General features: G+C 62.0%; 26 protein-coding genes and 2 pseudogenes. 10 read left to right on the forward strand and 18 right to left on the reverse strand.

The window, feature by feature from the left end; translation table 11 throughout:
- Window positions 1-43: 43 nt before the first annotated feature.
- From LH20_RS03635 to LH20_RS03650, 4 genes are all read right to left on the reverse strand, one after another.
- A complete protein-coding gene (locus LH20_RS03635; RefSeq protein WP_053553043.1) occupies window positions 44-289 on the reverse strand; it encodes a helix-turn-helix domain-containing protein in 246 nt (81 codons plus the stop codon).
- Between the two features lie 422 nt (window positions 290-711).
- The gene (locus LH20_RS03640) at window positions 712-948 is read right to left on the reverse strand and encodes a hypothetical protein (protein ID WP_053553044.1); all 237 of its coding nucleotides are present in this window, start codon (window positions 946-948) and stop codon (window positions 712-714) included.
- Between the two features lie 216 nt (window positions 949-1,164).
- The gene (locus LH20_RS03645) at window positions 1,165-1,410 is read right to left on the reverse strand and encodes a hypothetical protein (RefSeq protein ID WP_053553045.1); all 246 of its coding nucleotides are present in this window, start codon (window positions 1,408-1,410) and stop codon (window positions 1,165-1,167) included.
- A gap of 124 nt (window positions 1,411-1,534) precedes the next feature.
- Window positions 1,535-2,164, reverse strand: a complete 630-nt coding sequence (locus LH20_RS03650) for a hypothetical protein (protein WP_235527101.1) — start codon at window positions 2,162-2,164, stop codon at window positions 1,535-1,537.
- Here LH20_RS03650 and LH20_RS03660 point away from each other — a divergent pair.
- Window positions 2,141-3,766 carry a hypothetical protein gene (locus LH20_RS03660; RefSeq protein WP_442800448.1) on the forward strand — a complete coding sequence of 542 codons (1,626 nt, stop codon included), beginning with the start codon at window positions 2,141-2,143 and terminating at the stop codon, window positions 3,764-3,766. The two genes, LH20_RS03650 and LH20_RS03660, sit on opposite strands and share 24 nt — an antisense overlap.
- A 149-nt stretch (window positions 3,767-3,915) precedes the next feature.
- Here the strand turns inward: LH20_RS03660 and LH20_RS03665 are convergent, their stop codons facing one another.
- Together LH20_RS03665 and LH20_RS03670 are read right to left on the reverse strand one after the other, a co-directional pair.
- Window positions 3,916-4,824 carry a DMT family transporter gene (locus LH20_RS03665; RefSeq protein ID WP_053553049.1) on the reverse strand — a complete coding sequence of 303 codons (909 nt, stop codon included), beginning with the start codon at window positions 4,822-4,824 and terminating at the stop codon, window positions 3,916-3,918.
- A 45-nt stretch (window positions 4,825-4,869) separates the two neighbouring features.
- Entirely contained in the window at window positions 4,870-6,264 is a 1,395-nt protein-coding gene (locus LH20_RS03670; protein WP_200905428.1) for an aminotransferase-like domain-containing protein, read from the reverse strand.
- Window positions 6,265-6,345: 81 nt separating this feature from the next.
- Between LH20_RS03670 and LH20_RS03675 the strand changes: the two genes are divergently transcribed.
- The 3 genes and pseudogenes from LH20_RS03675 to LH20_RS24335 all read left to right on the forward strand — a co-directional run.
- On the forward strand, window positions 6,346-6,939 hold the full coding sequence (locus LH20_RS03675; RefSeq protein ID WP_053553051.1) for a LysE family translocator: 594 nt from the start codon (window positions 6,346-6,348) through the stop codon (window positions 6,937-6,939).
- 26 nt (window positions 6,940-6,965) lie between these two features.
- Window positions 6,966-7,334 carry a nuclear transport factor 2 family protein gene (locus tag LH20_RS03680; protein ID WP_144423501.1) on the forward strand — a complete coding sequence of 123 codons (369 nt, stop codon included), beginning with the start codon at window positions 6,966-6,968 and terminating at the stop codon, window positions 7,332-7,334.
- A 55-nt stretch (window positions 7,335-7,389) separates the two neighbouring features.
- Window positions 7,390-7,479: pseudogene (locus LH20_RS24335) on the forward strand (hypothetical protein); the annotation flags it as partial.
- Between the two features lie 29 nt (window positions 7,480-7,508).
- Here LH20_RS24335 and LH20_RS24155 read toward each other — a convergent pair.
- The 6 genes from LH20_RS24155 to LH20_RS23895 all read right to left on the reverse strand — a co-directional run bounded on the left by LH20_RS24155 (window position 7,509) and on the right by LH20_RS23895 (window position 10,263).
- On the reverse strand, window positions 7,509-7,640 hold the full coding sequence (locus tag LH20_RS24155) for a hypothetical protein (protein ID WP_268796093.1): 132 nt from the start codon (window positions 7,638-7,640) through the stop codon (window positions 7,509-7,511).
- Window positions 7,641-7,664: 24 nt separating this feature from the next.
- Window positions 7,665-8,312, reverse strand: a complete 648-nt coding sequence (locus tag LH20_RS03685) for a LysE family translocator (RefSeq protein ID WP_053553053.1) — start codon at window positions 8,310-8,312, stop codon at window positions 7,665-7,667.
- Window positions 8,309-8,908 carry an RBBP9/YdeN family alpha/beta hydrolase gene (locus tag LH20_RS03690; protein ID WP_321164235.1) on the reverse strand — a complete coding sequence of 200 codons (600 nt, stop codon included), beginning with the start codon at window positions 8,906-8,908 and terminating at the stop codon, window positions 8,309-8,311. The genes LH20_RS03685 and LH20_RS03690 overlap by 4 nt, the downstream gene beginning before the upstream one ends.
- Window positions 8,857-9,297: a PaaI family thioesterase gene (locus LH20_RS03695; protein WP_053553055.1), complete on the reverse strand. Its 441-nt coding sequence runs from the start codon at window positions 9,295-9,297 to the stop codon at window positions 8,857-8,859. The genes LH20_RS03690 and LH20_RS03695 overlap by 52 nt, the downstream gene beginning before the upstream one ends.
- Window positions 9,294-9,941: a 2-hydroxychromene-2-carboxylate isomerase gene (locus LH20_RS03700; protein WP_053553056.1), complete on the reverse strand. Its 648-nt coding sequence runs from the start codon at window positions 9,939-9,941 to the stop codon at window positions 9,294-9,296. Before LH20_RS03700 ends, LH20_RS03695 begins: the two co-directional genes overlap by 4 nt.
- A 67-nt stretch (window positions 9,942-10,008) precedes the next feature.
- Complete coding sequence (locus LH20_RS23895) at window positions 10,009-10,263, reverse strand: hypothetical protein (RefSeq protein ID WP_235527102.1); 255 nt, start codon at window positions 10,261-10,263, stop codon at window positions 10,009-10,011.
- On the opposite strand from LH20_RS23895, the gene LH20_RS24340 reads away from it, so the two are divergent.
- A complete protein-coding gene (locus tag LH20_RS24340) occupies window positions 10,156-10,512 on the forward strand; it encodes a cupin domain-containing protein (protein ID WP_442800460.1) in 357 nt (118 codons plus the stop codon). The genes LH20_RS23895 and LH20_RS24340 overlap by 108 nt on opposite strands.
- A gap of 3 nt (window positions 10,513-10,515) precedes the next feature.
- Complete coding sequence (locus LH20_RS03710; protein WP_053553057.1) at window positions 10,516-11,232, forward strand: 2OG-Fe dioxygenase family protein; 717 nt, start codon at window positions 10,516-10,518, stop codon at window positions 11,230-11,232.
- 75 nt (window positions 11,233-11,307) lie between these two features.
- Here LH20_RS03710 and LH20_RS03715 read toward each other — a convergent pair whose 3' ends face one another.
- From LH20_RS03715 to LH20_RS03740, 6 genes and pseudogenes are all read right to left on the reverse strand, one after another.
- A complete protein-coding gene (locus LH20_RS03715) occupies window positions 11,308-12,135 on the reverse strand; it encodes an oxidoreductase (protein WP_053553058.1) in 828 nt (275 codons plus the stop codon).
- A 22-nt stretch (window positions 12,136-12,157) separates the two neighbouring features.
- Complete coding sequence (locus LH20_RS03720) at window positions 12,158-12,691, reverse strand: nuclear transport factor 2 family protein (protein ID WP_053553059.1); 534 nt, start codon at window positions 12,689-12,691, stop codon at window positions 12,158-12,160.
- Window positions 12,692-12,759: 68 nt separating this feature from the next.
- A complete protein-coding gene (locus LH20_RS03725) occupies window positions 12,760-13,575 on the reverse strand; it encodes an SDR family oxidoreductase (protein ID WP_053553060.1) in 816 nt (271 codons plus the stop codon).
- A 51-nt stretch (window positions 13,576-13,626) separates the two neighbouring features.
- Window positions 13,627-14,028: a GlcG/HbpS family heme-binding protein gene (locus tag LH20_RS03730; RefSeq protein ID WP_053553061.1), complete on the reverse strand. Its 402-nt coding sequence runs from the start codon at window positions 14,026-14,028 to the stop codon at window positions 13,627-13,629.
- A gap of 155 nt (window positions 14,029-14,183) precedes the next feature.
- Window positions 14,184-15,065 (reverse strand): helix-turn-helix domain-containing protein, encoded by an 882-nt coding sequence (locus LH20_RS03735; protein ID WP_053553062.1) that lies wholly within the window; start codon window positions 15,063-15,065, stop codon window positions 14,184-14,186.
- Window positions 15,066-15,126: 61 nt separating this feature from the next.
- A pseudogene (locus tag LH20_RS03740) lies at window positions 15,127-15,765 on the reverse strand (DUF932 domain-containing protein); the annotation flags it as partial.
- A gap of 201 nt (window positions 15,766-15,966) precedes the next feature.
- Between LH20_RS03740 and gorA the strand changes: the two are divergent.
- The 4 genes from gorA (at window position 15,967) to LH20_RS03760 (ending at window position 20,420) form a co-directional block, all read left to right on the forward strand.
- On the forward strand, window positions 15,967-17,313 hold the full coding sequence (gene gorA, locus LH20_RS03745) for a glutathione-disulfide reductase (RefSeq protein WP_053553063.1): 1,347 nt from the start codon (window positions 15,967-15,969) through the stop codon (window positions 17,311-17,313).
- Window positions 17,314-17,500: 187 nt separating this feature from the next.
- Entirely contained in the window at window positions 17,501-18,178 is a 678-nt protein-coding gene (locus tag LH20_RS03750) for a glutathione S-transferase family protein (protein ID WP_053553064.1), read from the forward strand.
- A 3-nt stretch (window positions 18,179-18,181) separates the two neighbouring features.
- Entirely contained in the window at window positions 18,182-19,138 is a 957-nt protein-coding gene (locus tag LH20_RS03755) for an MBL fold metallo-hydrolase (RefSeq protein WP_053553065.1), read from the forward strand.
- Window positions 19,116-20,420, forward strand: coding sequence for an IS701 family transposase (locus tag LH20_RS03760; protein ID WP_053552719.1), 1,305 nt, complete (start codon window positions 19,116-19,118; stop codon window positions 20,418-20,420). The genes LH20_RS03755 and LH20_RS03760 overlap by 23 nt, the downstream gene beginning before the upstream one ends.
- Window positions 20,421-20,525 lie beyond the last annotated feature (105 nt).

The following is a 20,525-nucleotide window of genomic DNA, read 5'->3' on the forward strand; positions in this document are numbered from 1 at the left end:
CAAACCCTTGATCCGTCCTCTGGCGACAGGACGGGGCAGGACATCAGAGGTCCTGCGCGCAGCGCGCTTCGAATAGCGCGACGTTCGCCGCCGACACGCGAACGGCCCGTCCGATACGATGGGCGACAAGCTCGCCATTGTCGATCAGACGGCGAATATGCCGCTCGGACAGGCTCCACCGGACTGCAAGTTCGGCGACGGTGTAGAACGCCTTACGCCCCGACGGCAGCGGCGCGGGCGCCCGGTTTGCGACGGCGGCGGTTGTCTTCTTCGGTACGCGGATGGGCATGGCAGCAACTCCTTCAGGGCGTTGCAGTCACCTGGCTCCGACAGACTGGATGGGCCAACACATGACTGCGTCTGCCACCAAGGGAAGCGCGAAGTTCAGCGTGAAGCAATGGGATGGCGTCCGCCCGGAGCAAGGTCTGCTCCACTGGGTGCCTCGTTGGAATGACGCCAGACGCGGGCGGCTCAGAATTGCGCGCTTTTCCAACTCGCTCATCGTGCGGCTTGTGTCGTTTAACGCAGGCGCGCTTGACGCCCGCCCGCGTGCTACAGGTCGTCCTGACCCCGCTCGGGTGCGAATCATGGGTAGGCGTTATCGGCCGACGTGTATCGTGTGGTCTGCCCATCACCACACCCCGCCCCCACCGTGTCGGCAGCTTGTGGTCCGGCAGCCGGGAGTTGCTCGTGGACGTGGGTGCGGAATGATCACCGCTCCTCGAAGAGGATCGCGTCGATCTCGCGCGCGAGATAGGCACGCAGAATGGCGACCTCTTCGCGAAGGACCGGCAGGGCGGTCGGCAGGTCGCTGATGACGCCAGTGCCGGCGTCGTTCGTCCGGGCTGCATGGGGTCCAGGCCGTTTGCGCCGGATGACGATCCGTCCACGCCGTTTCGGCGTCGGGCGGCCTATCGAACCAGGGCGGGAGGTGGGCTTGGGGTCCATCTCCCATTGTCTACGGGACACAGCCCCTGGCAACCAAGTCCTATTGAATGGGGTGGGGCGCTGCGTGGTCCACTTGCCGGTCCACTCGATGTCGTGCAATTAATTGCACGAAGTGCACTTCGACTTTATCAATTGTATTTCCAACGTTTAGCCGTTTTCGAAGCTCGCCTCCAACCGCATCGAGGCATCGCACGGCTTCACGCTGTGTCGGGATGCTCAATGCCTGGCGCCGTCATCATTGGACAAGAACAGCCGGCCCGAACGGTCCAGTTCCTCCACTTGCGGCACCGCCCACCAGTCGTTCTCGTCGCGCAGGAACTCGATTACGGCAAGCATCTCATCATCACCGCCATGCTCGCGGACGAGCAGTTCAAGCCGGCCAAGCTGTTCCTCTACCCATTTGCCAGTCATGTGTTGCTCGATGTCGACGAGTGCCGGTGTCTGCCGATCCATGTTGCTCATTTGCCTGATCTCCATGCCTGATGACGAAGATGATGCCGAACCCGCCGGGCAGTGCAAGAGCGCGCCGAGGTCCCGGAGCAAACCGTGACCAAGGAACGTTGAAGGTGCCCGGCGGGGTGAAGGGTCAGTTCGACACGACGCGATCCAGCAGTGCCGTAAGCACGGCCTCCTTGTTCAGCAGGCCCCTTGAATGCGGAATGGCACCCGCAGCCAGAAGTGCCCGCTCGAATACGGCATATTGCTCGCTGTCGAGGTGGAGGACGACGGTCTTGCCATCGGGGTCGAACTCGTTCCCACGCAGATACATCTTCAACTCATGCGCGGTAGCGTCAGCCGCCTTCGCAAGCAGCCTGCCGATGTTGCGCTTATCGACATAGGGTGAAAGCAGCGCGAGTTTGGTCCAGCCGACCTGCCGCAACCGTTCAATTGGCACTTCGAGGTCTTCGAATGTCCGGCTGATCTGGGCGAGATTGTACGCCTTGCGAATACCGATCTTCAGTTGCTTGGCGACCGACCTGAAGTCCTCCGGATGATTTTTCTGTGTCTCGCGCAGGTGCCGCGCGACCTCCAGGAAATGATCACCCATCATGTCGACGATCATCTGAGGCACCTTGGACGTGTTCGATTTTGTCCCTTCCATTGTTCCAAACCTTTGAAGTTGTTGGGAACTATTTCCTATGGAAAAGACGCGCCCAGACAAGGAAATTGCGAGGAAAAACGGCAGATTTCCATGGGTTTTACCGCCATTAACCATAAGCAATTAATTGCAATATGGTTAATGGTGCTGACGGAGCAGCGCCTGCCAAAAGTCAGGGCGAGCGCTCAATCCCGCGATCATCAGGGGGCAGAGGCATGCTGTCCTCGGGCAAACTCTGCTGCCTTCTGGGCATCGAACAGTTCGGCAACGTCGACCTTCAAAGCATCCGCGATCCTGACGAGCACCTTCACTGACGGGTTTCGGACACCGCGTTCCACCCCGCTGATATATCCGCGATCGAAGTCGCCGTCGGTCGCGAAATCTTCCTGCGTGATCTCCCGCTCCTTCCGCAGTCGCCTGAGATTCCAACCTATGCGTTTGTGGACGTCCATCGAGGCGGACGATCAGTTCATGAGACTGATTAGCCCACGACTTATAAGTCTCATTTTGCTGGACGCAGTTGCGCCGATCACGCAGATAAGGGGCATGGCAAGGCATCGAGCAGTCCCGGTTCTCATCACTCACGACAACAATCGCAGTGCGTTGACGCGCGTTCGGCTGGGAGGCGGCCTGCATGACGAAAACTGGCTTCAGGCATTGATCCACGATCATCCGGCCATCCTGCCGATCTCGGACATTGAGCCAGGGTTCGGCGATCTGATTGCGGTTGCCCGCGAAGTCCCCTGCGGACACGGCTACATCGACAATCTCTATCTCACCCCGTCCGGTGACATCGTACTGGTCGAAACCAAGCTATGGCGGAACAGTCAGATGCGACGCGAGGTGGTCGCGCAGGCGCTGGACTATGTGGCTGCGCTCACCCTGATGGGATTCGAGACGTTCGAGGCGGCCATTGCGCGGGGGGGGCAGTCGCCGCGACGCCTGTATGACCTTGTTCGTGACCATCCTGAAGCTCTGGAAGAGGCTGAGTTCATCGATGCTGTCTCCCTGAACTTGCGGCGAGGCAGGATGCTGGTCATCGTCCTGGGCGACGGCATAAGGACGGAAACGGAGGCGCTCAGCGATCTCTTGCAGAGCCATGCAGGCGCGCATTTTACCTTCGCGCTCGTGGAGCTTGCCACATGGCGAAACGCAGCTGGCGACATCCTCGCCGTGCCGAGCACCCTGGCCAGGACCGTGATGATCGAGCGCGGGATCGTCCGCGTCGAGGATGGGGCGGCTACAGTGCATCCAATCTCCGCCGCTGCCCAAAAGGGACCCCAGTCGATCAGTTCGGCGGACTTCTGGGACATGATGGCGAAACGCGATCCGTCGCTGCCCGCCGCGATCCGATCGTTCCTGTCGGCGCTCGAACCGCTGGGTGTCTATCCCGATCTCAAGGCTAGCCTGAACCTGAAGCTCGACCTGGCCGATCAGGAAAAGCCGATCAATTTCGGCTACATCATGAAGAACGGCACCTTCTGGCCAAATCCGGCATCGTGGACATTGCCCGAGGGCATCTGGCGTCCTTACTTCGATGCACTCGCCCGGATGGTCGGCGGTATTGTGATAGACGAGCCCAACAACAAATATGTCGCCGTCAATGGCCGGTCAGGTCCCCGGATCGAACAGTTCCTGCCAAGGCACGAGAACGCATGGGTTGCCTCGATCGAGCAGGCCATCCACGCACTCCGTGCGCAAGCCAACCTGATTGGTTAGCTCGCCGAAGCGATGGTTTTGCATGCCGCATCCGAGTAGGATGGGGCTCGCAAATTCCCAAGGCGACGATGCAGATCTTGTTCGCTCCGATCCGCCTGCAATGCCACATCCTATAAACACTCTGCTGGAGGATGTGCATAACAAAGGGGTCACTTCAAAGCCGTCGTCCCCCGCCGTCGGCACCGCACGCCGACCGAGCCCAGAACGATACCGCCGAGGATCAGCACCATTCCGATGATGTGAAACCTGAATAAAGCCTCGCCCAGCAGTAGGGCGGCGAGACCGGCGCCGAACAAAGGCATCAGTGTAATCATCTGACCCGCGGGTGCTGCGCCGAGATTTTTCACAGCCGCGTTGTAAAGCACATAGGCGACCAGCGACGGGAAGAGCGCGACGTAGACAAAGGCCCCCAGCACATCGACCCGCAGCGGAATGCCTGCCCCGCCAGCCACTTCCATCGCGGCGAGCGGCGCCATAGCCGCCGCGCCGATCGCAAATGTCACCGCCAGGAAACTGGCCGGATGGCAATTGGGGCGAAGGCGCAGCAACGCGGTGTAAAGCGCCCAGCAGACGACCCCGCACAGCACGAGAAAATCCCCGAAATTGAGTGTCAGCCGCGCCAGCGCCGCAAGGTCGCCGCGCAGCACGATGACTGCGACGCCCAGCATGGAGAGGGTTACGCCGACGATCTGCAAAGCCGACGCGCGGTTACCGAAAAAGAGGCGATTGAACAGGAGGACGAGCGCCGGGATCGCCGCCTGAAGCAAAAGCCCGTTACTGGCGGTGGTGAATTGGAGGCCCGAATAGATGAAGGCATTGAAGGCCGCCACACCCGTCAGGCCAAGCAGCAGGACCGCCTTCCAGTGCGACAGGAGCCGTTGCCGATCGGCGCGCAAATGCCGCCAGGCAAAAGGCAGAAGGATCGCAAGCGCACCGCTCCACCTGACCAACGCCAAGGTAAATGGCGGAATGACACCGTGCACCGCTCGCCCGACAATGAAATTGCCCGACCAGAACAGGATCACGATGCAGAGCGTGGCGTAAGACCAGAGATCCATACCACTCGCCGGGGATCGATTCATATGCATGGCTGGCCCCGCATGTCAGACCAGACCGCGTGCGGCGCTGCCCCCGGCAGTCGTTAGCATGGTAGCGATATCGCGAAGCGCCTGTTCAAGAGCATCGCGCGAGCGCAGGCCGCCAAGGCACAGGCGAACCCCAGAGGGCGCCACGGCATCGACAATCGGCCCGTCGGGCGGCGTTAGCGCGATGGAGGCGCGCAAGGCGCGGGCGCTCAGCCGTTCGGCATCGAGCATGGGCATCGGCATCCAAACGTGGAGGCTGCGTCCTGCCCCCGGCACTGCCATCGCCTTGCCGAGGATCGACGATGCCAACTGCGTCCTCGCCTCGCTTTCGGTGATTACATCATCGGCGATCCTGTCGGCCGTTCCGTCCTGTTCCCACTGGCTGAAGACAAGACCGCCCAGCGAGGGTGGGCTGTAGCCAAAGGCCCGGATGCCCAGCAACAGTCGATCGCGAATATCTTCATTATCAGGCGGCAACAGGAAACCGAGCCGCAGGCCGGGCGCGACCGCCTTGGAAACGCCCGCGACCATCAACGTCCGTTCCGGCGCGAGATCCGCAAAGCAGTCCGCCGCTCCGGCATCGGCGAAGACGCGATAGGCATCGTCCTCGACGATCATCAGATCATGGGCACGGGCGACCTCGATGATTTCAGCGCGGCGCGCGGCATCGAGGCTGATCGTGGTCGGGTTTTGCAAGGTCGGGATTACAACTAGGACCTTGGCGCCAGTCTCCCCGGCGCAGCGGGAGAGCGCTTCGGGATCGATGCCGCGCGCATCCATGGCAACGCCCTGCAGGCGGTAGCCCGCATGGTCGGCCAGTGTCCGGATGCCGGGATAAGTCGCGGCTTCGCACAGGATCGTATCGCCGGGCCGCGCCAGCGCCGCGAAAGCAAGTGCAAGGCCATGCTGCCCGCCATTGCACTGAATGACCCGATCTGCCGTCGCGCGCGTCACGCCATGACGGCGCTTGAGCCAGGATGCCCCGGCCTCGCGGATCGAGGCCAAGCCTTCGGGCGGCGCATAGTTCACCGCAGTGCCAAGATCGGCGCGCTGGCGCACGCGGGACAGCCCCTCCCCGATCCAGCGCTCGGCAGGATCGAGCGGCGGCACATTATGCGCCATGTCTAGCGGGCCGGTGTCATGTGGCGCGGCATGCGGTCTTGCCCGGTCAGCGACGAAAGAACCCCGGCCCACATGGCTGGAAATGAACCCCCGCCGCTCCGCCTCGATATAGGCCCGGCTGACCGTGCCGACACTCAGGGACAGGCGGTGCGCCAGATCGCGCTGCGGTGGCAAACGGTCGCCGGGCACAAGGCGGCCATCGCGCACATCGCCCTCCAGCGCGGTCACGAGACGCTCGTACACCGGCGCGCTGCCCTTTGAGATATCCGGCTGCCAGTCCTTCATTGCCATTCCCGATCTATATTGAACCGGTTCAATATCACGTTTGACTCATAGTTCAATGATGATCATCCAGCTTCGCAGGAGAACATTATGGATACGAGTCTGCTTGCCCCGCTTGCGCTGTACAGTTTCGTCTGCACGGCCACGCCCGGCCCCAACAACATCATGCTCGCCTCGTCGGGGCTGGTTTTCGGATTCCGCCGGACCATCCCGCACATCTTCGGGATCAATTTCGGCTGTGCGCTCATGCTGGTGCTCAGCGGGCTGGGTCTGGGTGCGCTGTTCGAGGCATGGCCGGTGCTGCGCTGGGCAGTGCGGATCTTCGGTGCTGTCTATCTTGCCTGGCTGGCGGTGAAACTGTGGCAATCGGAAGGCGTCGAACGCCGCGAGGGCGCGCATCCGCTGACTTTCTTTCAGGCGGCTGCCTTCCAATTCGTCAATCCGAAGGCCTGGGCGATCACCATGCCCGCCATCGCCAGCTTTACCGTGCCCGGCCGGCCGCTCGCCCTGCAGCTCGGCGTTATCGTCGCAGCCTTCGTGTTGGTCGGCCTGCCTTCCATCGCAACCTGGGCGGCGATGGGCGCGGGGGCCCGCGAACTGCTGGAAAGCCGCAAGGGCATGATCGTGTTCGTGCGCGTGATGGCGGTTCTGACCGCGCTCACCGCCCTGCTGTTTCTGATCTGAAGGACAACGCAATGAACCGGGAAGACATGGAGATGTTCGCGGCGAACTGGATCGCCAACTGGAACGCGCGTGATCTCGACGCCATTCTGGCGCACTTTGCCGAGAAGGCGCGCTTCATCAGCCCCCTCGCAGCTGAGGTGACGGGGTCGCCGGTTATCGAAGGCAAGGCGGCCTTGCGCGCCTATTGGTCAAAGGCGCTGGAGGCTTCGTCCGATCTGCATTTCACCCTGATCGCTGCCGTCTGCGATATCGAACGCCAGGTGCTCGGCGTCCACTATGTGGCCCGGCGCAACGGCAAGGCGCGTCGCGCGCTGGAAACCATGCGCTTCGTGGACGACCGTCAGGTTGAAGGCGAGAGCTTCTACAGCGCTCAGGAACTGTCACTGAGCCAATGACCGGGCTGCGAGCGGGATCGCTGGTTCTCCTGAAGTCGGTAAGGACGATGTGTTGATGACGGTTTATGCAATCGGGCAGATTTCGATTCACGACCGGGCGCGCTACAATCGGTATGCTACCGCCTTCTCGGCGACGTTGACGCCCTATGGCGGATCGCTTCGGCTTCATCCAATTCACACAGCCGATACGCGTTCGCGCGTGGTGCCGCCAGTGCTTGCATCGGCCAATGGATCGCTTGCCATGAACGGCACGATGAACGAATCCAGTTCGTTGAACCCGTCGAAAGTCAGAACGGCTATCTGCATGTCTCTCTCGATATGGAAATGGCGCTATCGCTGCGCGGGATGGAAGGCGATGCGCAGGCCCAGCGCGATGAGCACGCCGCCGGTCAGGCCATCGAGCCAGCGCGCTACGGCCCCTTGCGCAAACCAGTGCCGCAGCGGACGGCTGCCAAGGATCAGGAGCGCGAACCAGGCCATGCCAAGCGTGGCATGAAGCGCCGCCAGCAACAGGCTGAAGCCAAGTACCGATGCTCCCGCCGGTACGAACTGCGGCAGGAAGCTCACATAGAAGACACCCATCTTGGGATTGAGCAGATTGGTGAGCAGGCCCTTCATGAACCAGTTGCCCGATCGTGATGGAGCGGATGGCAATGCCGGACTTGCTGCATCGGAGGGCGCGCGCGATTTGAGTGCCGCGCGAACCATACCCAGCCCCAGCCATAGCAAATAGGCCGCGCCTGCATATTGCAGGATCGTGTAGAGCGTGCCTGACAGCGCGAGCAACGCGCCAAGCCCCAGCGCCACCACCAGTCCCCAGGCAAGAACGCCCGCAATCACGCCTGCCGCCGCCGCGAGAGCCTGACGCGGCCCCTCGACGGCGAGCGTGCGCAGGACCAGTGCCATGTCGAGCCCGGGCGTGACGACAAGAAGCCCGGCGGCCAGCGTGAACCCGGCAAGCGCAGTCCAGATGGTCATGCTCCATTCCCTTCGATTTCAGCGAGAAATGAAGTGAGGATATCCCGGCCCTCCGGCCAATCGCCCAGATTGCTGCCCGCGTTGATATGGCCGAGCGGACCCAGCGCGATCAGCCGCGAACCCCATTGCCGGGCGCGTCGTTTGCTGTAATCGACCGTCCTATAAGGATCGTCCGCGCTGGCGACGATCAGGCTGGGAAACGGCAGCGGCTGCTCCGGTACTTGCGCGAAAGACCGCGCTTCATCCGGAAACACCTGTCCAGCGGGGTCGGGCACGGCGACCAGCATCGCGCCGGCTACCGGAGTTCCCCGCGCGGCCGCCCAATGCGCCACCAGCAGGCAGGCCAGGCTATGCGCGACCAGAATGGACGGGCGGTCCAGGGCCTCCACCGCCCGATCCAGCGCCTCGCACCAGTCGGCAAGTTCCGGTCGGTCCCAATCGGATGGTGCGAAGCGGGTCATGTCGGGATCGTTCCGCTCCCAATGGCTTTGCCAATGGTCCGGTCCCGAACCGCCTATGCCGGGAAGCAAGAGCACAGGGAGCGTCATGGCCGTGCCGTTTCCATGCGCATGAGTGTCTGCTGGCCGGAAGCACATAGCACCTCCTCTCCCTCACGCATTGCATGAACCTTGAGATCGCAGACCGTCAGCGCGCGGCCGGCGCGCAGCACTTCACCCGTGGCGCGCAGGCGTTCTCCCGCCGCCGGGCGGATAAGATTGAGCTTGTATTCGACTGTCAGGACATCCTCGCCATCCCCGAAGATCGAATAGGCCGCATAACCGCCCGCCACGTCGGCAATCGCACCAACCACGCCGCCATGAAGGAAGCCGTTCTGCTGGCAAAGATCAGCCCGGAACGGCAGATCGAGAACCACCTTGCCATGGCTGGCGTGGATCACCTCGGCCCCGATCAGCCCCATGAAGCTCTGACGCGAGAAGCTCGCGCGAACGCGTTCGAGCAGAAGCGGGTCATTGGCCCCGCTCATGATTCTGTCCTCCGGGGCACGCCATAATCAAGAGTGCCGAGGCGTTGCATCTCAGCCGTCTGGAACAGTTTGGGATCGGCCAGATAATCGCGCACCATGTCCAGCGTATCGAAGCCCCAGAATAGTTCCTCGCCGATCGCGAGAGTGGGCACGCCAAACACGCCATGCGCGATCGCCGCCTCGGTGTTGGCGCGGAGTCCCTCCTTTACATCCGCGCTTGCGATCCTGTCCTGCACATCGGAAAGACCAAGTTCACCGCCAAGCATCTCCAGTTCGGCACCATCGGTCAGATCCCGGCCTTGCGCAAACACCGCCCCGAACACGGCATCGACGGCATCCGCGCGGGCATCGAGCGCAATTAGCAGTCGCAGGGCCTCGACCGAACGAAATGGATGCGTATCGGGAAAGCGCAGCACGATACCGTTCCTGTCAGCAAGCCATTGGGACATACGATAGGTCTGCGCCCGCTTGGGCGGCACTTCCGCTGGGCCGATCAGGCCCCAGTGGTTGAGCAGCGCCCCCAGCAGCACCGGGACCGGGCGTATCTCCAGTCCGAAATCGTCTTCACGCAGGCGCTTCCACATCAGGAAGGCGAAGGGCGAGACGGGATCGAAATAGAAATTGGCCGGGGTCTTCGTGCTCATCTGGTTGCTCCTTGGGCCTCATCATTGTATCAAATTATGAGTCGATCAAATCAAACATTGTATTGGTTCAATCATGGCCGTTACCACGTCCCCCGTTCTTCATCTCGATGCCCTGGAGCTGCAAACACAGGCGCACGGCGATCTCTACGAAGCGCGTACAGCCTCCTTCGCTTCGCCGCTGGGTGCGCACATGCTGGGCGGAAGGCTGTTTGTGGTGCCGCCGGGAAAGCGGGCGTGGCCCTTTCACGGCCATCACGCGAATGAGGAACTGTTCGTGATCCTCTCCGGCAGCGGCCGCCTGCGCTATTCCGATGGCGACCATGCGTTGCGGGCAGGCGATGTCGCTCTGTGCCCGGCCAGCGGAGCGGCAAGTGCGCCAGATCATCAACACCGGCGATACGGACCTGCGCTATCTCGCCATCAGCACGATGAACGAGCCCGACGTTATCGACTATCCCGACAGCGGCAAGTTCGCGGTCATGGCAGGCGTCGCGCCCGGCGGCGACAAGGCGAGCCGGTCGGTGGACCATGTCGGGCGCTATGCCGATGCGGCAACCTACTGGGACGATGAGACATGACCGGGCGGCTCTCCACCGCCTCCGGCGAGTGCATCGCCACGCCGCCCGCGCTGCTCCTGCCGCCGGGCAAGCTGGTTGATCCCGGCGACCCGGAATGGGCCGCATTTGCGCGGAGTTGGGATGATCTGCCGCGCGACACATGGATGGCCGACGGCGGCACCTATCGCCGCAGACGCTATGCCGCCTTTGAGGTAACAGACAGGAAATGCACGCGTTTGCCGCATCGGCCGCATTACCAGGAGCGCGATCACAATCCATTGAATGGCGGCGTCGAACGCTGGTTCGCGCCAATGGCCGAAGCGCAAACCGGATCGCCGCTGTTTCAGGCGCTGGTGTTGGGCACTGCCTCACTTATCGCGAATACAAGCCCACAAGGTCCGAACTCCTGGGCGGTCGAGGCGCATCAATTTCGCATCGAAGCGCTGTCAGGACGGCCCGGCCTCCCCACGCCGGAGGGCATGCATCATGACGGGCGCGACTGGGTGCTGATCCTGCTTGTCGGCCGCAGTAACTACACTGGCGGCGAGAGCAGCGTCGAGGATGGCTCCGATACTTGCATCCTCGAACATCGGCTAACCCGTCCCGGCGAAGCACTGCTGCTGGATGACCGTACCGTCCGCCACAGCACAAAGCCGATCGAGTCCGCGATACCGGGCGCCCCAGCATGGCGGGACACGCTGGTTCTCACCTTCGCGCAAGCGCGGGAAAGTTGAGGGACGAGATGGACCGCTTCTTCGTCATAACCGGCGGACCGGGATCGGGCAAAGGCAGAGACAAACGCATCCGTCTCAACCAAAATCGGTTGAGACGGACACTGCGCGCCACTCGTTGAGTATAACAGCGTCGGAGGCGTGTTTGGCTTCGATTGCCGCGACCGTATCGCTTCCAAGTGGCAGGCGGACGGGCGGGTTCGGCGCATCGGCGAAGTCGACGATCACACGGGCCAGCCTGTCGGGGTCGCCGGGCTGGGTGTGGTTGAGGCCCGCCGCGCGACTCCTGACAGCGCCGGCGGTTTCCGCATAGTCGGGAATCGGATCAGCGCTGACGCTGAGCGAGGTGGCGTCGAGAAAGTCGGTGCGGAAATAGCCCGGCTCGATCACCGTCACATGGATACCGAGCGGCGCCAGTTCAGCATGGAGCGATTCCGACAGTCCCTCGACCGCGAACTTGGTCGAGCTGTAGACCCCAAACCCCGGTCCGCCGCGATAACCGCCGATCGAGGAGATATTGAGGATGCGCCCTGACCGCGCCGCGCGCATATGGGGCAGCACCGCGCGAGTGACGGCAAGCAAGCCAAAAACATTGGTGCGGTATACCGCTTCCACCTCCGCCGCCGTCGCCTCCTCCACCGCGCCCAGCAGACCGAACCCGGCATTGTTGAGCAGCACGTCGATCCGACCGAAGCGTTCCATGGCAGCCTGTGCGGCGGCTTTCGCCTGTGCCTCGTCCGTGACGTCGAGCGCGGCGGCGAGCAGATTGGGGTGATCCCCAAGCCGTTCGGTGATCGCCTTGGGATTGCGGGCGGTGGCGACCACATTGTCGCCCTGCGTCAGCGCGAGTTCGGCGATACGAGCACCAAAGCCCCGCGACGCGCCGGTGATGAACCATGTCTTCATGATGAAATCCTTTCGCGTATAGTCAGTTGGCCGGCACGGGTTCGACGCGCGACCAGAGATCGTTGAATGCGATGGCATCGAAAAAGGCCGATGCGCGCACGATCCGCCCGGCCCGCATGTCGAGGAACCAAGCGTATGTGTTGACGTAAGGCTCGCCGTCGCGGGCAGTGGCGCGTGCGTCGAAGAATACCACCACAGTGTCTCCGTCGGCATAAAGGCTGCGAACGGCGGGCTTCAGCGGCGTCTTCATCCGCGCGTTGAACGGGCGGATGACTTCGCGCATGAAGTCCTCCCGCGTGGGATAGGTTTTCGAAGCGACACTGTTGCCCTCGATCGTCCAGCGGGCGTCGTCCGCCAGCAGGTCGAACGGGCCGCCGGTGCCAGCGCGCCAGGCGTCGAAGCTGGCACCGATCACGGCCTTGTTGCGCTCTTCGGTTTCGGTGAGGGTCTGTGCCTGCGCTTCGGGCTGAAGCGCCATCAGGGCCAGCGCGGTCGCGCCGACGCCAAGCGCCGCATTGTAGATGCGGCTTGTGCGGGATTTCAAAGCGGTGAGCATGATGAAACTCCTTGATGGGGGAAGAAGGGAGCGGCGCTCCGGGCAAGGAGCACCGCTCAGGCGGGGGATCAGATGCGGTTTTCCCAGGCGTCGAGCTGGTGCTGTTTGAGCATGTCCTCGATGGCCTTGGGGCAGACGTTGCGGAACTTGCCTTCGTCCGCCGGGACGATCTCGATCATGCGATCGATCATCTCCTGCGGGTCCATCCGGCCCTCGGGCGTGGCGAAGAAATCGTCGAAGCCCTTGCGCAGATCGGCACGCTTGGTGAAGTTCACATTGTCGTCGAGCCAGCGGAACGGATTGTCGGCCATCGTCTCGTTGTAGCCGGTGTAATAGGCGCCCGGATTGATGGTCTGGACCTTGATGCCGTAAGCGCGAAGCTCCTGCTGCATCGCCTCCGCGAACGCCTCGAGGGCGTGCTTGGTGGAGACATAGGTGCCCCAGTTCGCCGGGGTGAACAGGCCGCCCATCGAGGAGGTGTAGACTACCTTCTTGCCCTGCGCCTTACCTTCGCGGACCCAGCGCTGGACGACGCCCTGCGTCAGCTCGAGCGGCAAGAAGACGTTCACTTCATAGTTCCTGCGAACGATATCGACGGGGATTTCCCACACCGGGCCGGGTTCGCCCATGCCGGCATTGTTCCACAGCACGTCAAAGTCCCACTTGAACGCCTGTTTGATGTCATAGGGATCGGTGAGGTCGAGCCGCTCGACACGGATCTTGTCGGACAGCCCCAGCGCTTCGACTTCCTCGCGCAGCGGCGTGACCTGCGAGGAGACCTGCGCCGTGGCGATGATATTATGCCCGTTGCGGGCCATGCCGATGGCAGCAGCCTTGCCAAAGCCCGTGGCGCCGCCGGTGATGAGGATGGTCTTGGTCGTCATGATGAATATCCTTTCAAGGTCTTGAGTGCATTGAGATCTGTTGGTGAGTAATCAGCTGCCGATCGCCGCCGCAGCGGCCTCTGCTATGGCGAGATCCTGCGCGACCGCGCCGCCGGAGACCCCGACCGCGCCGATCAACGTGCCTTGGGCGTCCCGGATAGGGAGGCCGCCGGCGAAGACGACGAGGCCGCCATTGCTGTTCTCCAGCCCCGGCGAGGTGCCGCCGGTCTTGCAGAACTCGCCGACATCCTGTGTCGCCATGCCGAAGAGCGCCGATGTGCGGGCCTTGCCGATGGCGATGTCGATGGAGCCGAGCAGCGCTCCGTCCATCCGGCTGAACGCCTTCAGGTGGACGGCGCCGTCGAGAACCGCAATGTTCGCGGCAACGCCGATTTCAGAAGCCCGGGCCTCGCCGGCGGCGATGACTGTCCGGGCCTGGTCGATGGTAATCATGCCAGTTCTCCTGCCTTCGAGGATCGGGACGGAGAGGAAGTTCCCCGTTCCGATAAGACAGGTTTAGGCGGCGGCGATGCGGGGGTATTTCCACATCCTGCGGAGCGATGCGCAGATATTGCTGAAGTAAATGTCCTGCGAACCTGTGGTACGAATTACCGGCGATGCTGCTCGCGGTATTGACCGGGCGTCAGGCCGGTCGCCTTGCGGAACACACGGATGAAGTTCGCCTGCGAGCCGAAGCCGGTATCGAGCGCGATTTCCACAAGCGAACTATGATGGAGCGCCAGCTTCTCGCGCGCGGCCTGCACGCGCCGCTCGGTGACATAACGGTGCGGTGTCAGGCCGGTTGCCTCACGAAACAGACGCGAGAAGTGAAACGGACTGAGAAATGCCTCCGCCGCAAGATCGTCAAGCGAAAGGTCGTCGGCTAGCCGCGCCTCGATGAAATCGAGCACGCGCGCGAGGCGTCGCGGCTCCAGCGAGGGGGCGCGGCTCGGCGGCCGCCAGCGGTCCGCCGCATAGTGCCCAAGCAGATGCCCGGCGAGCGCCGCCTGCATTCCGTCGACGAACAGCCGGTCGGTCGACTGCACCTCGCGGCCGAGCATCGAACGGAACGCCATCCCGATCTGATGCAGCATCGGATCGGCAAAGCCTCCGGCATAGGCGAGACGCACCTTGTCGGGATCGAGATCGTAATCAGCGAGCGCGCTGTGATCGATCAGCGTGGAGGGCAGATAGAGATGCAGGCATTCCATCGAGCCGGTGAGTTCAATACGGCTTTCCTCCGTGCCCACCGGCACGATCCAGCCCATGCCGGGCTGAGCGAAGACCTCCTGCGTCTGCCCGTCGCCCGTGCGACTGACTCCCGCCCGGCCCGAAAGCATCAGCACTACCTCCGTGCATTGCGGCGTCAGTGCCGCCTGCTCGCCGGGTTGCAGCAACCGATGCTCCACGCGCAATGTCGGCCAGTCCACCGCATCGCTGAGCGGCTGGCTCGACAGATATTTGATGTCCCCATGCGCCTGCAAAACCATGCCGCACCTCAGCGCAATTTTAACTCAATATAGAAAACGCGCAATAATGCTGAGATAGTGGTCGTTCCGGAGCATAAAGGGTCGTCGTATCCTTTGTGACTTCGACGAAGGGATCGTGGCGCATCGTCGTCCAGTCAAGCAGACCCGGCACCTTCCATCGCGTGTCGCCCGTCCCGTTGCCGGCGATCTTCATGACCGCGGAAACCAGCTCATGATCCCAGATGCGGCCATAGTCCGGCCCGGTCACGGCGCGCAGCTCGGTTCGCCCGTCTCCGGTCTCGAGGGTCTTCACCAGTTCGCCGCGATGCGCGAGCAAGCCGTGCTGCATGTTGATCCCCGCCAGGGCCGCAGGCAGCTGGCGCAAATATCCCGCGGGTGCGCCCACGAGACTGCAGAGCTGGCCGAACGACCAGTGCGTGGGAGCCACGGGCTCGGGCCGTTCGGGCAGGATGAGGCTCAGGCGCTCGGGATTGTCGGCAGCCGCTTCGACGCGGATCGCGCGTGTTTCGACCGTGCGCGCCGTTGCCGCCTCGGCGCGCGCCCGGACAGTTTCATAAAGGTCGCCGAGTGACAGGAACCGTTCGTCGTCAGGGCGCGAAAACCATTCCGAAGAAACGCGGCCGATCCGCTGTCCGCGCGAGATGTCGACCTTATAGCCCTGGGGTTTGCCGGCGGATTGGCTCGGGCTGGGAAATGTCATGGCTGTTCTCCACGACGGGTCCGGGAGCCTCTCTCCCGGCAAATGCCCGTCACGGCATGCCGCAGGCCCTCTCCCTCTCCAGCGAAAAGCGGGAGCGCGGCGCAACGCTCGCCCGCCAGCTCAACTGTTCAAGGCCATTTCATTCCAAAAAATGCCCGTTTGAAACAATCCCCGACCATCCAACCTGCCCATCAAGATCATATGATGGAGTATGATTTTGACCTGATCGTAATTGGAGCTGGCTCGGGCGGGGTCCGCGCGGCGCGTGTCGCGGCAGCCCATGGCGCCAACGTGGCTGTTGCGGAGGAACATCGCGTCGGCGGCACCTGCGTGATCCGCGGCTGCGTGCCCAAGAAGATGTTGGTCTATGGCTCGCATTTCGCCGAAGATGTGCGCGATGCCGCACATTATGGCTGGAATCTAGGCGAGACGAGCTTCGAATGGGAGACGCTGCGCGACAATATCAATGCCGATGTGGATCGGCTTGAGGGTCTCTATACCAACACGCTCGACAACAATGATGTGGAGCTTTTCCGCGAGCGCGCTACCATCTCCGGGCCGAACAAGGTGATGCTCCAGAGCGGCCGCGAGGTGAGTTCCCGATATATTCTCGTTGCGACCGGTGCGTGGCCTATGGTGCCCAAGGTACCGGGGGCCGAGTTAGGCATTACCTCCAACGAGGTCTTCTATCTCGAGAAACTGCCCCGGCGCGTTATGATCGCTGGCGCCGGCTATATCGCCAACGAATTTGCGGGCATCTTCCATGCGCTGGGCTGCCACGTAACGGTGGTCAACCGCTCGGACCAGATCCTGCGCGGTTACGATGAGCAAATTCGCGACCGGCTGCTCCAAATCTCCACCCAGAAGGGAATCGAGTTCATCTTCAACGCCAACTTCGAGAGAATCGAAAAGAAGGACGACGAAACGCTCCGCGTTCATTTTGACGAGCACCCCGGTTGCGACACCGACCTTCTGCTGTTCGCAATCGGCCGCAGCCCGAAAATCGAAGGGCTTGGCCTCGAGGAGGCCGGAGTGAAAATCGACGACAAGGGCGCAATTATGGTCGACGCCGATTACCGTTCGTCGGTGCCGTCGATCTTCGCGATTGGCGATGTCACCAATCGGGTGCAATTGACCCCCGTCGCGATCCGCGAGGGCCAGGCCTTCGCAGATGCTATCTTCGGCAACAAGCCGACCCGAGTCGACTATGCGACGATCCCGAGCGCGGTTTTCTCCAGTCCACCAATGGCGGGTGTCGGGTTTACCGAGCGCGAAGCGCGCGAACAGTTCGGCGCGGTGAAAATCTACACCTCGGATTTCAGGCCGATGCGCAATGTCCTCGCCGGGCGACAGGAACGATCACTCTACAAACTGGTCGTCCATGCCGAAACCGACGTCGTCCTGGGCATTCACATGATCAGCCCCGACGCCCCCGAAATCCTGCAAGCGGCCGCGATTGCGGTGAAAGCACGACTCACCAAGGCACAGTTCGACGAGACTATCGCGCTTCACCCTTCGATGGCCGAGGAGTTGGTACTTATGCGGTGAACTTGGCGTCGTTGTTTCAGCACGTCGACTTCGAAACTCGCCGGTCCAACCCGAAACGAAGCGCTCCAACGGGCGCGCCTCACACAGCGGACAAATCAATTTCATCCCGGGCTTGAATCACGATACTTCTTGAGTTACATGATAGGAGACCCGCTGTCGGAGCCTGTCATGAGTGAGGAAACCTTTGATGAAACTCTATGAGATGGAATTTGGCGTCTATCCGCGCCGTGTGAGCATTTACCTCGCCGAGAAAGGGATAACGGATGTCGAACGTTCGCCCTTCGACCTGAGCCAGGGCTGGCCGCCCAAAGACATGCCGAAGCTGTCGTCGCTCGGCACCGTGCCGATCCTGCAAGTCGATCAGGACATCATCATCCGGTCATCGATTGCGATCCTCGAGTATCTCGAGGAACGCTACCCGACGCCTCCCATGATCGGGGGCACGCTGGCCGAAAAGGCCCGCACGCGAGAATTCGTCGCCCTCGCAGACGAGGCGACCACCATGTTCAGCTTCTGGGTTCGCAAGGCCAGCCCCCTCTTCACTGGCCGGGAGGAGCTCAATCGCGATGCGGCCCGGCTTGGCGCAGAATGGTATTATCGCCGGCTCCGGGAAATCGACATGCTGATGTCCGAGAAGGAATGCGAATTCCTCGTTGGGAATGCTCCCACGATTGCCGACTGCATCACCTATTCGACGATTCAATTCGCTCACGATCTGTATGATGTACCCTATCCCGACGATGCGCCGCGTCTCATGGATTGGTTCCATCGGTTCGCAGCCCGCCCGAGTGCGACGAGCGTGCCCTTTCCGGCCGATCTTCGGGCCGCGACGCAGGGCTTGCCCGCTCTGACCTGGGAAGACTGAAAGATGGACGTCGCGATCGAAGCGGCGCGCCGCCAAATTGAGAGCGCCGTCCATCATCATGATAAGAGGCCATATGTCCGTGCGTTTCACGACGCGACGACAAACGCATTCAGCTATGTCGTCCATGACCCTGTGAGCCGGAAGGGCGCTGTGATCGACCCCGTTATGGGATTCGATCCAGCGTCCGGGCGCATTTCATATACCATGGCGGATCGTATGGCTGCCTATGCATCGGCAGTTGGAATCGATATCCAATATCTCATCGAAACCCATGCGCATGCCGACCATCTATCCGCGGCCGCATATCTGCAAGACAAGCTCGGCGGAAAGCTGGCGATAGGACGCGACATCGTCCGGGTGCAGAGGCATTTCCGTCGATATTTTCGCCAAGACGAACTGGAGCGTCCGTTCGAGTTCGATCATCTTTTCGAGGATGGCGAGCGATTTAGCTTAGGCGAGATCGAAGGCACGATCCTCCATCTGCCGGGCCATACTCCCGCCGATATAGCCGTGGTCATTGGTAACGCGGCTTTTGTCGGCGATACGATTTTCATGCCGGATGTAGGGACGGCGCGAACCGACTTCCCGGGCGGTGATGCAGTTCAGCTCCACAAATCGGTTCGCCGCCTGTTCTCCCTGCCGGACGAAACCCGGATTTTCCTGTGTCACGATTATCCGCCACCCGGTCGGGATGAATATGTCTGCCAGACCACAATCGGTGCGCAGCGGGCAGCAAATATACATGTCCGTGACGGAATTGGTGAGGAGGAGTTTGTGTCAATGCGAACGAACCGCGATCGGACGCTGGCGCTGCCCGCACTTTTCATACCTTCGCTACAGGTCAATCTAACACTACTTTGGCAGAAATGTGATTTTTGGGATTCCCAAAAGGAGATTTCCCTGATTCATGGGGAGCCAGCTTTTATGGAGGCTGGCGATGTCAGAGGATTGGCGCAATGATCTTGAGGTTTGGCTGACGCCATTTTTGTCGGCGTTGCGGCACAAGGCGCGGAAGCGTGTGTGCCCGGCCTATATCGCGGGATTGATCGGCCCCGGTGACCGCAAGAGCGTGCAGCCGATGGCGGCTCGTGATGGTGAGTTTGGCTACGACCAACTGCATCATTTCGTCGCGGACGGGGTGTGGGATAGTGCGCCGCTCGAGGCTGTTCTTCTGAAGGAAGCCGATCGTCTGGTTGGAGACGAAGCGGGATATCTGGTCATTGACGATACTGCCTTGCCGAAGAAGGGCCGTCATTCGGTCGGCGTGGCTGCGCAATACGCCTCCTCCCTTGGCAAGACCTCGAACTGCCAATCCCTCGTTTCGGTGACGCTAGCGTCCGGGGAGGTTCCGGTGATGGTGGGCCTGCGGCTCTTTTTGCCTGAAAGCTGGACGGACGACGCCCCCCGCATGGAGCGCGCCCGTGTCCCCCAGGAGCGACAAGTCGCTCGCACAAAGCCGGAGATCGCTATCGAGGAGATCGATCGGGTCATTGCCTCGGGCACTCGGTTCGGCTGCGTTCTAGCCGACGCCGGCTACGGGGCGAGCGGCCCCTTCCGCCAGGCTCTGAGCGAGCGTGGTTTGCGGTGGGCGGTGGGCATGTCACGGCGTCAGAATGTCTATCCGGCAGACACCGGGCTGATCTTTCCCGAGGCAGCAACAGGCAGGCGCCGCAAATATCACGTCCCCGACCGCACCGCCGTTTCTGCCGAAAAGATGCTGGGAGAAGAAAAATGGAAGAAAATCAGCTGGCGACGCGGGACCAAAGGCAAGCTGACCTGTAAATTTGCGGCATGCCGCGTCCGGGTGGCCGATGGCCACAGGCACCGCATGAGTGACGGGCGGGTCCAGGCCATGCCCAGCGAGGAGGAAGTCTGGCTGGTGGGGGAACGGCGCGAAAGCGGAGAGCAAAAATACTATCTCTCGAACTTGCCAGCCGACACGCCGATCAAGGCGCTCGCCGGTGCCATCAAGGCGCGGTGGATCTGCGAGCAGGCGCATCAGCAGCTGAAGGAGGAACTCGGTCTCGACCACTTTGAGGGCCGATCATGGACCGGACTACACCGACACGCGCTGATGACGATGATCGCCTATGCCTTTCTTCAGTCCCGCCGTCTAAGCGCAGCGGGGCGGAAAAAAAAGAAACTCGGGACCGCCGCCGCAACCGACCATGCCTGCCGTCAGGCAGGCGATAATCAACCTCTTCGCAAGACCGCCACCGACGATCTGCCCTCACTGCAATAAACTGGTTACAGCGACCGATCCGAATAATCTGCCAAAGTAGTGCTAAGTGGTGGTCGCTTACCCGAACCGGCAGCAAATGGCCTGCGTTACATCCGCATACCGATC

This window comes from Sphingopyxis sp. 113P3 (assembly GCF_001278035.1).
Classification (GTDB): Bacteria; Pseudomonadota; Alphaproteobacteria; order Sphingomonadales; family Sphingomonadaceae; genus Sphingopyxis.

What these genes read in the sequence shown, in the direction of transcription:
- LH20_RS03635 (WP_053553043.1), bottom strand. Translation starts at nt 289, where the DNA reads ATGCCCATCCGCGTACCGAAGAAGACAACCGCCGCCGTCGCAAACCGG.
- LH20_RS03640 (WP_053553044.1), bottom strand. Translation starts at nt 948, where the DNA reads ATGGACCCCAAGCCCACCTCCCGCCCTGGTTCGATAGGCCGCCCGACG.
- LH20_RS03645 (WP_053553045.1), bottom strand. Translation starts at nt 1,410, where the DNA reads ATGAGCAACATGGATCGGCAGACACCGGCACTCGTCGACATCGAGCAA.
- LH20_RS03660 (WP_442800448.1), top strand. Translation starts at nt 2,141, where the DNA reads ATGGGTTTTACCGCCATTAACCATAAGCAATTAATTGCAATATGGTTA.
- LH20_RS03650 (WP_235527101.1), bottom strand. Translation starts at nt 2,164, where the DNA reads ATGGTTAATGGCGGTAAAACCCATGGAAATCTGCCGTTTTTCCTCGCA.
- LH20_RS03665 (WP_053553049.1), bottom strand. Translation starts at nt 4,824, where the DNA reads ATGGATCTCTGGTCTTACGCCACGCTCTGCATCGTGATCCTGTTCTGG.
- LH20_RS03670 (WP_200905428.1), bottom strand. Translation starts at nt 6,264, where the DNA reads ATGGCAATGAAGGACTGGCAGCCGGATATCTCAAAGGGCAGCGCGCCG.
- LH20_RS03675 (WP_053553051.1), top strand. Translation starts at nt 6,346, where the DNA reads ATGGATACGAGTCTGCTTGCCCCGCTTGCGCTGTACAGTTTCGTCTGC.
- LH20_RS03680 (WP_144423501.1), top strand. Translation starts at nt 6,966, where the DNA reads ATGGAGATGTTCGCGGCGAACTGGATCGCCAACTGGAACGCGCGTGAT.
- LH20_RS24155 (WP_268796093.1), bottom strand. Translation starts at nt 7,640, where the DNA reads ATGCAGATAGCCGTTCTGACTTTCGACGGGTTCAACGAACTGGATTCG.
- LH20_RS03685 (WP_053553053.1), bottom strand. Translation starts at nt 8,312, where the DNA reads ATGACCATCTGGACTGCGCTTGCCGGGTTCACGCTGGCCGCCGGGCTT.
- LH20_RS03690 (WP_321164235.1), bottom strand. Translation starts at nt 8,908, where the DNA reads ATGTGCTTCCGGCCAGCAGACACTCATGCGCATGGAAACGGCACGGCC.
- LH20_RS03695 (WP_053553055.1), bottom strand. Translation starts at nt 9,297, where the DNA reads ATGAGCGGGGCCAATGACCCGCTTCTGCTCGAACGCGTTCGCGCGAGC.
- LH20_RS03700 (WP_053553056.1), bottom strand. Translation starts at nt 9,941, where the DNA reads ATGAGCACGAAGACCCCGGCCAATTTCTATTTCGATCCCGTCTCGCCC.
- LH20_RS23895 (WP_235527102.1), bottom strand. Translation starts at nt 10,263, where the DNA reads ATGGTCGCCATCGGAATAGCGCAGGCGGCCGCTGCCGGAGAGGATCAC.
- LH20_RS03710 (WP_053553057.1), top strand. Translation starts at nt 10,516, where the DNA reads ATGACCGGGCGGCTCTCCACCGCCTCCGGCGAGTGCATCGCCACGCCG.
- LH20_RS03715 (WP_053553058.1), bottom strand. Translation starts at nt 12,135, where the DNA reads ATGAAGACATGGTTCATCACCGGCGCGTCGCGGGGCTTTGGTGCTCGT.
- LH20_RS03720 (WP_053553059.1), bottom strand. Translation starts at nt 12,691, where the DNA reads ATGCTCACCGCTTTGAAATCCCGCACAAGCCGCATCTACAATGCGGCG.
- LH20_RS03725 (WP_053553060.1), bottom strand. Translation starts at nt 13,575, where the DNA reads ATGACGACCAAGACCATCCTCATCACCGGCGGCGCCACGGGCTTTGGC.
- LH20_RS03730 (WP_053553061.1), bottom strand. Translation starts at nt 14,028, where the DNA reads ATGATTACCATCGACCAGGCCCGGACAGTCATCGCCGCCGGCGAGGCC.
- LH20_RS03735 (WP_053553062.1), bottom strand. Translation starts at nt 15,065, where the DNA reads ATGGTTTTGCAGGCGCATGGGGACATCAAATATCTGTCGAGCCAGCCG.
- gorA (WP_053553063.1), top strand. Translation starts at nt 15,967, where the DNA reads ATGATGGAGTATGATTTTGACCTGATCGTAATTGGAGCTGGCTCGGGC.
- LH20_RS03750 (WP_053553064.1), top strand. Translation starts at nt 17,501, where the DNA reads ATGAAACTCTATGAGATGGAATTTGGCGTCTATCCGCGCCGTGTGAGC.
- LH20_RS03755 (WP_053553065.1), top strand. Translation starts at nt 18,182, where the DNA reads ATGGACGTCGCGATCGAAGCGGCGCGCCGCCAAATTGAGAGCGCCGTC.
- LH20_RS03760 (WP_053552719.1), top strand. Translation starts at nt 19,116, where the DNA reads ATGTCAGAGGATTGGCGCAATGATCTTGAGGTTTGGCTGACGCCATTT.